This is a genomic window from Imperialibacter sp. (assembly GCF_040222815.1).
Classification (GTDB): domain Bacteria; phylum Bacteroidota; class Bacteroidia; order Cytophagales; family Cyclobacteriaceae; genus Imperialibacter.
The window spans coordinates 230,295-243,013 of the sequence record NZ_JAVKCH010000040.1; the positions used below are offsets into that span (position 1 = coordinate 230,295).

Genomic DNA, 12,719 nt, shown 5'->3' on the forward strand with positions numbered 1-12,719 from the left:
GTACTTTAAGCCATGCCCAGCGCCAAAATAATATTTGTTTTATTCAGCGTCTCATGTCTGGCCTTAGCCTCTGCAAATGCACAACAGGCTGATTCCTTGGCTGCCTACAACTCAGACGAACTATTCGCCAAAGGAAGGTCAGCCTCCTTTGATGGAAATAGGGAAAAGGGCAGGGTTTATCTAATGAAGGCACTTGAAAAAAGTCCCGACTATGTGGAGATAAGGGTTTTCCTGGCCAGGACATATTTGTGGGACGACATGCCAGATAAAGCCAAAGAAACACTTGCACCACTGCTCGACCAGGAACCCGTGGATTTGGGTGCGGCCAAAGTGATGTTTGATGCTGCCTATTGGAATGACGATTCGGAAACTGCTCTGCTGTGGGCCAACAAAGGGTTGGACAAAAACCCCACAGACAAGGACATGCTTATTAACAAGGCAAAAGCCCTCGGTGACCTGGAAAGGTACGACGAAGGGCTGGAGATGCTCGACATCCTCCTGCAGCGGTTTCCCGGCGACAAGGCGGTACTTTCTCTTTGGGAGACGTTCAAAACCGCCATGCGTGCCAATTCCATCACTGCTTCTGCCAGCTACGATTTTTATTCAAAGATATTTGGTAATGCCTCCCTCTACAGCCTGCAGTATGGCCGGAGAACGAGCATCGGCAGCATTTTTCTCAGGGCGAATGAATCTAACCGTTTCAACACCAACGGATGGCAAATTGAAGCTGATGCCTATCCTTCCATAGCCAAAGGAGTGTACGCCTATCTTAATTATGGGTTTTCGCCCACGTCACTTTTTCCGAATCACAGAGCAGGGGGCGAAGTTTATGTAAGTCTTCCATGGGCATTCGAAGCTTCAGGAGGGTTTCGTTATTTGTACTTCGGCAAGGATTCCGGTTTTATCATGTACACAGGAACCCTTGGAAAGTACTATAGGAGCCTTTGGTTCTCTGCGAGGGTTTTCATAACACCCGACCCGGCCGGGGCATCCAAGTCACTGGGATTACAAGTGCGCCGGTATTTCAGCAATGCAAATAACTATGTTGGTATTACAGGAGGCTTTGGCTTCTCGCCCGACTTTCGAAACCTGCAGAGCAATGATGGCTTCAGTAGCTCCGAGATTTACAAACTGAGGGCTTGGAGGATTGGTGCCGACTATCAGCAGCCAGTTGGCGACAGGTGGCTACTGTTAGCTACTGTGGGTTATGCAAGCCAGGAATACCTTTTTGATGTTGGCAACTATGTTGGTATTACTTCCTGCTCGGTTACCGCCAGGTACCAATTTTAGGCTGCCCAGGCCAACGACCACCTGTTTTATGTTAAACCACCTCGTTAATAGCCTGACCAAAGTCCTTTTCCATTTCCATGAACCTTGCCATTACCTTAGAGATGAATGACTCCGACACAATTTCGTTGATGTCGTTTTCTGAGGTTAAGTCCATTTCACTCACTTTATAAGTCTGCTCCAGCAGGCCGTATTCAAACTTCACCAGATACCGGCCATTCCATGAGAAGACTGTGATCTTGGTTTTTGGGTGAGAAATTTCAGCTACAACTCGCATTATGGCCTAACTATTTCCACAGAATGGGTGAGGTTAATTTCCGAGCTAATGGAGGCGGCTACACTGCAATATTTTTCTACAGCCAGGTCAACCAGCTTTTCTACCTCCTCCAGCTGCGCATCAGGTGAAACCACCTTGTAGTGCACATGAATGTCAGTGAACCTTCTTGGCTGCTCTTCCCTCCTTTTGCCCGTCACTTCTGAAGTCAGGTCAACGAGGGTCTTCCTTCTTTTTTTAATCATCGATACCAAATCCACAGCTGCGCAGCTAGTGATGCCTGCCAGCAATAGTTGTGTGGGCGAAAAAGCCTTTTTGTCATCCTTCGCCAGCATATCGATATTCAAGATATTGCCAGACTCGTTTTCGGCCTGATACTCTTCATCAGCCACATACTTGAGAGATACTTTCATTTCCTGCATATGCTTACAATTATTTGGGCAAAGCAATAGTTCAAAACTGATGTTATAAACTGACTAATCTATTATTGAAGTCACCGGGGCAAAACTAACACAACTATTGATTCTTAATTGGAAGATAATTCTCTAATATCGGCTCAAAGCATAAAAAATGGATGTACGAGTTAAGTTTTTAGGAGGTGCGGGGTCGGTAACCGGTTCGAAGTACCTATTGGAAATCGATGATTTTAAGCTTTTGGTTGATTGCGGGCTGTTTCAGGGCATGAAGGAATTGAGGCTTCGGAATTGGGAAGCTTTCCCGATAGATCCGGCTGCAATTGACGCCGTAGTGATAACCCATGCCCATATTGATCACTCAGGCTATTTGCCAAAGCTGGTAAAAGAAGGCTATGCGGGCCCCATTTATTGCACACACGCCACGGCAAGGCTCATGGAGATTATGCTGCGAGATTCGGGCAAGCTACAGGAAGAAGAAGCCGCTTATGCCAGAAAAAAAGGATATTCCCGTCACGAAAACCCTCTCCCGCTTTACACGCTGGAAGAAGCAGAGCACTCCTTTAGCCAATTTGCCAGCCTTGACATTGACAAGACATTTGAGGTCAGCCCAAATATTAGCCTAAGGTACCTTTATGCGGGGCATATTCTTGGTGCCGCCCATGCTGAGATTGAAATAACGGGTGAGCAGCAAACTAAAAAACTTCTGTTCAGCGGAGACATCGGCCGATACGACAATCAACTTTTGTACGACCCGACCGACATTGAGAAAGCCGACATTCTCTGGGTAGAATCGACGTACGGCAACAAGGCCAGCCCCGAAGCAGATCATAAGGTGGCACTTAAAAGGACGATTCTGGAAACCTTTGATGCCAATGGATGCGTACTGATCCCTGCATTCTCCGTCGGACGCACACAGGATATCCTGCTGCTGCTCGCTCAGCTTTTTCAGGAAAATGCTATTCCCAATTGCCCTGTTTATATCGACAGTCCCATGGCCATTTCAGTCACCGGCCTCTACAAGGAGTTTCATAAACTCCACCGCCTCGACGATGAAATGATATCAAAAGCGCCAGTATTTGATCACCCTAATTTCAAATATGTACGAACACAGGATAGCTCCGAAAACATCAACACAGTAAAAAGAAACGCCATCATTATTTCGGCCAGCGGCATGTGCACCGGCGGCAGGGTGTTGCACCATTTGTTTCATCGTCTGCCTCGAATCAACGATACGGTCATCATTGTTGGCTACCAGGCCGAAGGTACCCGGGGAAGGCGCATATTGGACAAGGAGCCGCAGATCAGAATATTCGGAGAAATGGTAGACCTAAGGTGCAGGGTAGAATACATCCAGGGATTCTCTGCCCATGCCGACCGCAACGAGTTGATCAGATGGTTAAAGAAAATCAAAGTCAGCCCTAAATACACTTTTATCGTGCATGGAGAGAAAGAGGGAGCTGAAGCGTTGGCGATAACTACCAGCACTGAAATGCATTTTAATACCTATATTCCGCATTACATGGAATCATTCGATCTTTTTCAGGGCATATGAAATCGCTGTTGATCATCGGCCTTCTGCTGGCTGCTGTCGGTTGCAAATCTTCGTTATCAACCACGAGCGACAAACAGGGAGTGACCGGCGCAGTCTATTGGATGGAGGGGGATTTTATGCCTCGAATCGGTGAAAAACCGGGAGGAAGTCGTCAACCTATCGTCAGAGAAATTTTGTTCTATGGGCCTGTCAATGCCTCCAGCCTTGGTACAGAAAATGGCCCCATTTACAAACGCTTACCTATCGAACCTATCGCCCGTGTGAGCAGCAATGAAAACGGCACATTCAGAATTTATCTTCCTGTCGGCACCTACTCAGTCTTCACCAAAGAGCCTGATGGGTTCTTTGCCAACCGCTTCGATGGCAATGGAATAATTAACCCTGTTGAAGTAAAAGCCGGTGCTTTTTCCGAAATTGTTATCGAAATCAACTACAAGGCCGTTTTTTAACCACTTTGGCAGCGACCTTATTGCTCGCTTGAAACATTTTTCAAATATTTTATCACCCCCATGCAACCTCCAGCCCCTGCAGGTGCATCTACCCGTTGAGCAACCTAATCAATGAGGCTGATACTACAAGAATCGAAAACCGAAGAAGCGCTAATCAAAGGATGTCAAAAAGGCAATTCCCGTGATCAGCAAGCACTTTTCGAAAAGCATTCGGCCAAAATGATGGGGGTTTGCTACAGGTATGTGAAAGACTCCGACGAAGCGGAAGACGTCATGATCAGTGCCTTTGCCAAGGTATTTGAAAAGCTTGACAGCTTTCGGTTTGAAGGGAGTTTTGAAGGGTGGCTCAGGCGGATCATGGTCAACGAAAGTTTGATGTACCTCCGTCGCAACAAGTCGATGTACGTGGAGGTGGAAATAGAAAAAGCTGACAGGGAACCAGACTTTTCCCAACTGAGCGATCAGCTGGAGGCCGACGACCTGATGGCGATGATTCAGGAGCTTCCGGTAGGGTACAGAACAGTTTTTAACCTCTACGCCATTGAAGGGTTTAGCCACCAGGAAATTGCTGAGATGATGGAGATAAGCGAAGGCACGTCAAAATCTCAGTTGAGCAGAGCAAGGGCACTTTTGCAAAAGCAATTGCTTGAACAGGAAAAAAAAATGAATGACAAAACAGGAAGCCATGAGCACTAAGAAAATAGATGATTTATTTCGGACAAAGCTGGAAGCACATCCGGTAAGCCCGAGCCCCGAAGCATGGGCCAAATTGCAAGGGAAAATGAATCCTGGCAGCCGAAAAAAGGGAGCGTTTTGGATGTCGGTAGCGGCTGCTATCTCGATGATCCTTGTGGCAGGATGGTTCATTTACAGGCAATCGACCGGTGAGCTCAATAGCCCCAATAACCTGGCAGGTATCGATAATACAGAAAAAGTGGCACCCCAGGAAAACACCAATCCAGCAGTTGTCGAAAAGCAAACGCCCAATAATTTGACGGCAGAAACACAAGTCATATCAAGTAAAGCGACAGAAGTGGCTGCTGCTAACGAAGGGCTGACGACGGAGAGTAAAGCCGGTGCGCCTGCGAAAAAAATAAACAGGCCCGTGCAACCTGCTAACACACAAGTGGCATCTACCACCCAAAAGGAAGAAATGGAAACGGAGGCACTCATAGCGCTGGAAGATGTAAACAAAGTGAACGAAGTAACCGAAGACACCACTATTCCTGAAACACTTGAAATAGAAAAGATTGAAAAGCGCCTGGTGGCCGATGCTCAGGCACCCGTAGAGCCGATGGAAGTAAAGATTACCTTCAAGGCCGATGAGGACGAAGATAGATTTCTTGAGCCAGTGCGTGAGCTGATGGCTTCCGATAACGGAAAGGAAAAGAAGAATGGATTTAACAAGCTCCTTGCTTCAGCCCGGACATTCAGCAACAGAGACATTCTGGCGGAGCTCCGGGAAACCAAAGACGGGCTTTTAAGCGGGAGTTTGAAAATTGGAATTACAAAAAACGAAAAGGTCAATAACTCAAAATAAACAATTATGAAAAAATTATCATTATCTCTACTGGCTGTGCTGATAGCCATTGGCTTGTCAGGCACTTCAGCAAAAGCTAACTCGGCCGACATGGATACCATCCTAATAGAGCTGGGGCAAAATAGCAAGATCATCCTTGTGGTGAAGGATCAGAAAGACCTGGAAACCATCAAAAACTACGACATCAATAAGATGCTGAAGGACTTGAAACTGTCGATCGACTCGTCATCAAGCGATGTGAATTATTTGCAGATCACTGATGAGTCTGGTACCAGGTACTTGCAGGACACTACCATTGTGTGGAGCAACAACGAATACCCAAGACACAAAGCTGAAATCAATATCGGCAACAAAAAGCTGGAAGTGGCGGCTGACGACTGGGACGACATCGAGGACGAATTCGACAATGATGACCTCGAAGTGAAAAAGTACGAATATGTTGAGGATCGCCGGTACAGAACTAAGCATTCTTTCAATGTCGAACTTGGTATGAGCAACTGGCTGGAGGATGGCAAATTCCCCAACGACAATAATCAGCCATATGCTGTACGTCCATGGGGCTCCTGGTTAGTAGGACTGTCAAGCATCAACAAGTCGCAGGTAGGTGGTCCATTGTTTGTGGAATGGGGCTTTTCGCTCAACTGGTACAACTGGAAGTTTGATGATGACCGAACCACACTCGACAAAACACCTGAAGGGCTTAGCTTCGGAACAATAGATCCGAATTTAGACCCTGTGAAAAGTAAACTTTCGGCAACCTATCTGAATGCCAGCTTCGTTCCTCTACTCGATTTTGCCAAGGGAACCAGAAAGGTAAAAAGCCTTGAAAGAGGGAGTTTGAAGTATACCTCCTATAAGAAAAGAGGCATCAGGATTGGCGCCGGTGTGTATGGCGGCTACCGACTAGGCAGCAGCACCAAGGTGAAAACCGAAAGCAGCAAAGACAAAGAAAGAGGCAGCTATTACATGAACAACTTCCGATATGGTGTTAGAGCGCAGTTTGGCTACAAGGGCCTCGACTTCTTTGCTAACTACGACCTCAATGAAGTTTTTGTAAGTGGAAAAGGGCCTTCCCTGAATGCTATCAGCTTCGGTATCATCTTATAACTCATTGCCCAATTATTTCAAGTCCGAAGAGGCTGACTCACTTTTGAGCAGTCTCTTTTTTTGTTGCGTAAAAATTCAACGCTATTCTAGCAGCCTTGCCTTAACTTAGCGCCATGGATGCACACTCAAACCCATGGACAAAGGTTTCGACCAAGAAAATATATGATAACGCCTGGATCGAACTCGAAGAGTTTCAGGTGCTAACACCAGCGGGTACGCCCGGAATTTATGGGAAAGTCCACTTTAAGAATAAAGCAATAGGCATCATACCTATTGATGGAGAGATGAATACCTGGCTGGTGGGTCAGTACCGATTTCCGCTTGACGAATATTCGTGGGAGATTCCTATGGGAGGTGGGCCGCTAGGGATTGATATTCTTGACTCTGCCAAAAGAGAGCTTAAAGAAGAAACCGGGCTTTCCGCTACCAAGTGGACCAATATCCTTCGCATCCATACGTCTAACTCAGTCACCGACGAAGAAGGGTTTATATTTCTGGCCGAAGATCTTACTGAGGGTAAAACCGAGTTCGAGGAAACAGAACAGCTAGTCATCCGTAAACTACCATTTGGTGAAGTATTGGAAATGGCGATGAGGGGCGAAATAACTGATAGCCTGAGTCTTGCCGGCATCTTCAAGGCAGCCCGTTTAATGAATTTATAATTTTTTTGACTATAGCGCTTTCATGGCAAACCCTTATCCCTGGTCGTACTACCTTCGAAACAATATCAAGCTGGCTTACCCGGTTATGCTGAGTCAGCTTGGGCACATTTCCGTGAGCGTGGCCGACAGCGTAATGGTAGGGCAAATAGGTGCCTTGCCACTGGCAGCTGCTTCTCTTGGCAACAGCCTTTTCGCAGTCTTTATGCTTTTTGGCATAGGTGTCTCTTATGGAATTACACCACTTGTAGCGTCAGCTTACGGCGAGCAAAACGCCAGCAAACTGCTTGACCTGCTGCGCCACGGCGTCGTCAGCAATTTTCTCATGGGGTTATTTCTTTTCGGCCTGATCGTAGGTGTTTCTCCGATTTTGTATCACCTGGATCAGGAGGCTGATGTTGTTGAAAACGCCATACCCTATCTGGGGATCATCGGGTTTTCCATCGTTCCCCTGATGGTGTTTCAGGCCTTTCGGCAGTTTACTGAAGGGCTCCACCTCACCAGGCAGGCGATGACCATCTCTATCATCGGAAACCTTTTCAATATCTTTCTCAACTACCTGCTGATTTACGGCAAATGGGGCTTTCCAGCACTCGGACTGAACGGAGCTGCCATTGCCACTCTGGTAGACAGAGTATTGATGGCCATTGCTATGGGCTACTTTGTCTTTCGCTATCAAAAGTTAAGGCCCTACACCATCGGATTCCATCTAAAAAACCTTTCAAAGGCCATTTTCAAAAAGCTATTGGCACTTGGCATCCCTTCGGGCATGCAGTTCATATTTGAGGTGGGTGCATTTGCTGCTGCCGCCATCATGATAGGGTGGCTGGGTGCCAATGCGCTGGCCGCTCACCAAATTGCCCTCAACCTGGCAGGGGTTAGCTATATGGCTGCTACCGGCATTGCAGCTGCTGCCAGCATAAGGGTAGGCTTTTACCTGGGCCAAAACGACTACGTAAACATGAGAATGGCGGGCATGGCGAGCTTCATCATGGCCATGATTTTCATGACTGTTTGCGGGATCACCTTTGTACTTGGGCGCAACTTTTTTCCTTCGCTTTACATCGACGATGCCGAAGTCATTTCGCTGGCTGCGGGCATGCTGGTCGTAGCAGCCTTCTTTCAAATCTCCGACGGCGTGCAAGTAGTTGGATTGGGGGTGCTAAGGGGGCTGTCCGATGTAAAAGTGCCGACTTTGGTGACTTTGATAGCCTACTGGGTAATTGCCTTGCCAACCGGCTACGTGCTTGGCTTTGTCTTTGATCTGGGCACGATCGGAGTCTGGATTGGGCTTCTTTTTGGCCTGTCGATATCAGCCGTCGCCAACTTTACAAGGTTCAAAGGCCTGAGCAAACGGCTACGTACGCAGGCGCAAGAAACTACAAATATAAGTGCCAACAGCCAGGAAGCAGTTGCCAAACCCATCGCATGAAAACATGATTATTTTCTAGAGTAGCCGGAACGGTGGTATCTCCAACTCATGCCCAATTGGAAATTGAAAACGCTTGTCCGGTCGTTCACTTCGGCCACATTGGAGCCAAGTACTACCTCAGGAAAGTCATCAATTTCAAAAGGGAAATAAGCATTCACTCTAAAAAAGGGTGACACGCCAAAGTTTTTATTAAAGTAAATGTCGTATCCAACGCCAGCCCCTAAAAAAGGCACCATCTTACTAGGCTTATAGGGCTCTCCGTCAAGGCCGTTCTTGAGCTCCAGGTCCTGATATACACGAGGCAGCATGTATGAAACACCTGGGCCTGCCATCATATAAAAATCATGAGCAAAACCCTTCTGCACTCTTTTTCCCACCTCAAATACATATACCTCGGCAGACACTTCCAACGTAATAAAATGCATGAGTAAATCAACTTCATACAGCTTATTGTCCGTCACACTTCTTACCCGCTTATAAACCAGCTCAGGCGTGATGAAAATGTGATTGCCGATTTCATAGTCAAATTCAAATCCGGCAAAGAATCCATTTTGCAACAACGGCTGATTATTGTCAAACTGTGGATGCGCCAGATTGTAGTGCCTCACCACCTCATTCCAGCCAATTCCATTCATATAGTTGTACCCCGCAAGAAAACCAATACCAACCTCAGATTGAGCGAAGGAGGCCCCAGGGGCTATCAACATCATTAAAACTAAGATTCTCTTCATGAGATACTTTTTAGTATTTCGTACGCAGCCCGGTAACCAGTTTCCATTGCGCCATGAACAGTTCCGAAGTGGCCTTCGGTGTGGGTAGCCTCACCTGCAAAATATATTTTGTTATCAATGGCACTAGCCAAAATGCTTCTCGCACCCTCGCTGCCAACTTTAGGGTAAGAATAGGCTCCCTTTGTAAACGTGTCCTTTGACCAGTCCATCACGTAGCTCTGAGTTAAGAACTTGGTTGCCTGCCCATTAAACATATCATCCAAATCTCTTAGCGCATAGGCAACAGCGTTGTTGCCCAATTCACTTAAAGTAGCGGCAGCCGAACCATTGGCTTCACCCACCAGCACGTTGTTGAAAAATATAAGATCATCGTCAAACTCAGACCTTTTCCCCCACCCTGGCGCTTTGTATACAGGTATTATTCCACCCGGATAAACGGTGCTTGTTTCATCACCCCAAAAATTTTGACCAAAGCGCATGAAGATTTTTACACTTCCATCCATGCCAAGCCCATCCATAGCCAGCTGTTTTTCCTCCGGCAAGGCAGGGCTAAATGATATCCTCCCCTCTTTGAGAATAGGTAGTGGCACGGTAACGATGACCTTGTCTGCCTCATATGTCTGATTGGCATCGTCAGTCAATACTACCTTTCCGCTGCCGTAGTCTATAGACTTAATAGGGGTATTTTGTCTTATTTTGGAGCTGATCGGAGAGTATTGAAGATCCAGCACTTCGCTAAATGACCTGCGTCGTAAAATGGTCTTTTCATTTCCCGAGGTTTGCTTTGCCAGTGCTTCGTTGTACCCGGCAACACTCAACAGGTCGAGGTCAGTGCCAAATTCATTAGCGATAAATGAGTTCAACAGCGTGAGTGTTTCATCAGACAGAGGCTCTTTGTTGAGATACTCTGATAGCGAAATGTCAGGCCCGCTGTAAAGTGGAAGCTTTTCTATGACTTTGGTGGCTGCTCTGAACGAGGTATTTGAGTTAGCTTCGCTCTCCTCAATTGTCTTGCCTGTCAGTTGGTAGTAAGTTTTACCTCTATCCTGATAGTACTCAAAATTTGAAATGCGCACCGCATCATAAAAAACGGAGTTCGTTCCCCGCACGTGGTCGGCACCAAGCTCTAAAGGGTATCCGGTAAATTCATCAAGCGCCTTTATTCTACCCCCAACTCTGTTTGTGGCCTCCAACACTTGTACGTCAACACCATTTTTGTGCAGGATATAAGCAGCATGTAGACCGGCAGCTCCCGCCCCTACCACAATCACTTTTCCTCCAAAATTAACGTTGGGGAACAAATCATCCTGCGTTTCACAGGACGACAACACTGAGGGCAGAACGTATCCTGCCGGTAAGCTTAGAAGTAGTTTCCTCAAAAAGGAACGCCGATTATTCATTCAATAAAGAAGTCAGTATGCTGAAAAACGATGAAAACTTAACCAAATTTAAGCAAAGGCCCAATATTTTACTATTCTAAGAAAAAAATGCACTTATAAAAGCTCTCATGCTGTTAGGAGTGCCGCTCCAAAAACACCCGCACTATCGCCCAATTTTGGTCTCAGAAACGGTGTCTCCAGCCTGGGGTTGAACAGGTGCTTCGCTGCTTCTTTTGCACCCCTTGAGTACAAAAGGTCAATATTACCCACTCCTCCGCCCAGCACAATGGCGTCCGGATCAACGATATTTATTATCACAGCAATGGCTTTTCCAAAGAACTCAACCATTCTGTCCATGGTTTGCACAGCAGCCTTATCGTCTCCTGCCTTAGCCCGCTCTACAATTTCCGGAAGCCTTCGTTTCTCGCCAGACAAGCTCTCATAGTGTTTCTGAAGTGCCGGGCCAGACAAAACCTGCTCAACGCAGCCGATATGCCCGCAATAGCAGGGCCCTCCTGATGCGTCAAGGAAATTATGACCCCATTCGCCGGCGATACCGTGGCGCCCATTCGGCACCTTGCCATACATCACCAGGCCGCCACCAACACCTGTCCCGAGTATGACACCAAAAACAACTTTCGCATCCGGCACCTTCTCAGGCACAGCACCCCACAAGGTTTCGGCAATGGCAAAACAATTAGCGTCGTTCGCCATAGCTACAGGAATTCCGAGCTGCTTTTCAAGGTCTTGTCGCAGGGGCTTTCCATTGAGGCAGGTGGTATTAGAGTTTTTCAATGTATTGGTAGTTGGATCCATGGCACCTGGCGTTCCAATACCAATACTTTCAGGGGTGAGGCCACTTTCCGTCTTGAGCAAATCTACCAATTTGCAAATTTGCCCAACGATATGATCGTATCCCTTATCGGCCTCTGTTGGCAATCTCAGTCTGGCAATTACATCCGGCCTTTTATCTGAAGAAATAATGACGCCCTCTACCTTTGTGCCCCCAAGGTCAATACCCCAAAGTGGTCTGCTCATAACAAAAACTTTTGCCGAATATAGCCCAATAAATAGCTGTATTGCAAAATTGAACCGGAAATACCTCTTTCGGCTGCTTGTGAACCGTTCATCTTCAAGCTTCGAACATTTTCAGGTTTCCGTCGAAATTTTCAGGCTTTCTTTTGGTAAAAGCAGATAATTGACCTCAAATTCGCTTATGCTCCAACCATTTTTAAACGAAGGACTAATAGAGGCTGGCTGTGATGAAGCCGGACGTGGCTGTCTGGCCGGGCCTGTGGTGGCTGCGGCGGTCATCCTCCCTCCCGACTTTCATCACGACGTGCTCACAGACTCGAAGCAGCTCAGCGAAAAACAACGGATGCTGCTAAAAGAAGATGTGAAATCGGCGGCTGTTGCCTGGGCCATAGGCTGGTGTTCACCTGAAGAAATTGACAAAATCAATATATTGAACGCCTCGTTTGTGGCCATGCACAGGGCGGTAGATCAGTTAAAAAAGGTGCCTGAACACCTGTTGATTGACGGCAACAGGTTCAAAAAGTATAAAGAACTCCCTCACAATTGCATTATCAAAGGCGACAGCCTTTACTACAGCATTGCGGCAGCTTCCATTCTCGCCAAAACCTACCGGGACGAATGGATGGAGCGGCTTGGGGAAGAGTTTCCCGTTTATCAATGGGCTAAAAACAAGGGCTACCCGACCATGGATCACCGGGATGCCATACGAGCACACGGCATCACACCCTACCACAGAAAATCTTTCAGGTTGTTGCCTGAACAAATGGAGTTGTTTTGAATATAGAAATATTTTTCAGGTGATTATTCTACCCATTTCACTTTCTTTGGTATCTTATCTGTTCAACGACATTTGACTAG

14 protein-coding genes are annotated in these 12,719 nt (G+C 46.9%); 9 read left to right on the forward strand and 5 right to left on the reverse strand.

Annotation, left to right across the window (positions count from 1 at the left end; all coding sequences use genetic code 11):
- The first annotated feature begins 96 nt into the window (after positions 1-96).
- Complete coding sequence (locus RIF36_RS20645) at positions 97-1,290, forward strand: YaiO family outer membrane beta-barrel protein (RefSeq protein WP_350124129.1); 1,194 nt, start codon at positions 97-99, stop codon at positions 1,288-1,290.
- Positions 1,291-1,321: 31 nt separating this feature from the next.
- Here the strand turns inward: RIF36_RS20645 and RIF36_RS20650 are convergent, their stop codons facing one another.
- Together RIF36_RS20650 and RIF36_RS20655 are read right to left on the reverse strand one after the other, a co-directional pair.
- On the reverse strand, positions 1,322-1,564 hold the full coding sequence (locus RIF36_RS20650) for a hypothetical protein (RefSeq protein ID WP_350092306.1): 243 nt from the start codon (positions 1,562-1,564) through the stop codon (positions 1,322-1,324).
- Positions 1,564-1,974 carry an OsmC family protein gene (locus tag RIF36_RS20655; protein WP_350092309.1) on the reverse strand — a complete coding sequence of 137 codons (411 nt, stop codon included), beginning with the start codon at positions 1,972-1,974 and terminating at the stop codon, positions 1,564-1,566. Before RIF36_RS20655 ends, RIF36_RS20650 begins: the two co-directional genes overlap by 1 nt.
- A 157-nt stretch (positions 1,975-2,131) precedes the next feature.
- On the opposite strand from RIF36_RS20655, the gene RIF36_RS20660 reads away from it, so the two are divergent.
- The 7 genes from RIF36_RS20660 to RIF36_RS20690 all read left to right on the forward strand — a co-directional run bounded on the left by RIF36_RS20660 (position 2,132) and on the right by RIF36_RS20690 (position 8,716).
- A complete protein-coding gene (locus tag RIF36_RS20660) occupies positions 2,132-3,529 on the forward strand; it encodes an MBL fold metallo-hydrolase RNA specificity domain-containing protein (RefSeq protein ID WP_350124132.1) in 1,398 nt (465 codons plus the stop codon).
- Positions 3,526-3,978, forward strand: a complete 453-nt coding sequence (locus RIF36_RS20665; protein WP_350124135.1) for a carboxypeptidase regulatory-like domain-containing protein — start codon at positions 3,526-3,528, stop codon at positions 3,976-3,978. Before RIF36_RS20660 ends, RIF36_RS20665 begins: the two co-directional genes overlap by 4 nt.
- A 111-nt stretch (positions 3,979-4,089) precedes the next feature.
- The gene (locus RIF36_RS20670) at positions 4,090-4,674 is read left to right on the forward strand and encodes an RNA polymerase sigma factor (RefSeq protein WP_350092318.1); all 585 of its coding nucleotides are present in this window, start codon (positions 4,090-4,092) and stop codon (positions 4,672-4,674) included.
- On the forward strand, positions 4,664-5,518 hold the full coding sequence (locus RIF36_RS20675; protein WP_350092321.1) for a hypothetical protein: 855 nt from the start codon (positions 4,664-4,666) through the stop codon (positions 5,516-5,518). The genes RIF36_RS20670 and RIF36_RS20675 overlap by 11 nt, the downstream gene beginning before the upstream one ends.
- Positions 5,519-5,524: 6 nt before the next feature.
- Positions 5,525-6,625, forward strand: a complete 1,101-nt coding sequence (locus tag RIF36_RS20680; protein ID WP_350092324.1) for a hypothetical protein — start codon at positions 5,525-5,527, stop codon at positions 6,623-6,625.
- A gap of 113 nt (positions 6,626-6,738) precedes the next feature.
- Complete coding sequence (locus RIF36_RS20685) at positions 6,739-7,287, forward strand: NUDIX domain-containing protein (RefSeq protein WP_350124138.1); 549 nt, start codon at positions 6,739-6,741, stop codon at positions 7,285-7,287.
- 22 nt (positions 7,288-7,309) lie between these two features.
- Positions 7,310-8,716: an MATE family efflux transporter gene (locus RIF36_RS20690; protein WP_350092330.1), complete on the forward strand. Its 1,407-nt coding sequence runs from the start codon at positions 7,310-7,312 to the stop codon at positions 8,714-8,716.
- 8 nt (positions 8,717-8,724) lie between these two features.
- On the opposite strand, the gene RIF36_RS20695 is transcribed toward RIF36_RS20690, so the two are convergent.
- The 3 genes from RIF36_RS20695 to RIF36_RS20705 all read right to left on the reverse strand — a co-directional run bounded on the left by RIF36_RS20695 (position 8,725) and on the right by RIF36_RS20705 (position 11,864).
- Positions 8,725-9,447 (reverse strand): outer membrane beta-barrel protein, encoded by a 723-nt coding sequence (locus RIF36_RS20695; RefSeq protein ID WP_350124141.1) that lies wholly within the window; start codon positions 9,445-9,447, stop codon positions 8,725-8,727.
- The gene (locus RIF36_RS20700; RefSeq protein WP_350124144.1) at positions 9,444-10,826 is read right to left on the reverse strand and encodes a flavin monoamine oxidase family protein; all 1,383 of its coding nucleotides are present in this window, start codon (positions 10,824-10,826) and stop codon (positions 9,444-9,446) included. Before RIF36_RS20700 ends, RIF36_RS20695 begins: the two co-directional genes overlap by 4 nt.
- A 126-nt stretch (positions 10,827-10,952) precedes the next feature.
- Positions 10,953-11,864 carry an ROK family protein gene (locus tag RIF36_RS20705; protein ID WP_350124147.1) on the reverse strand — a complete coding sequence of 304 codons (912 nt, stop codon included), beginning with the start codon at positions 11,862-11,864 and terminating at the stop codon, positions 10,953-10,955.
- Between the two features lie 178 nt (positions 11,865-12,042).
- On the opposite strand from RIF36_RS20705, the gene rnhB reads away from it, so the two are divergent.
- On the forward strand, positions 12,043-12,639 hold the full coding sequence (gene rnhB / locus RIF36_RS20710; protein WP_350124150.1) for a ribonuclease HII: 597 nt from the start codon (positions 12,043-12,045) through the stop codon (positions 12,637-12,639).
- Positions 12,640-12,719: the final 80 nt, after the last annotated feature.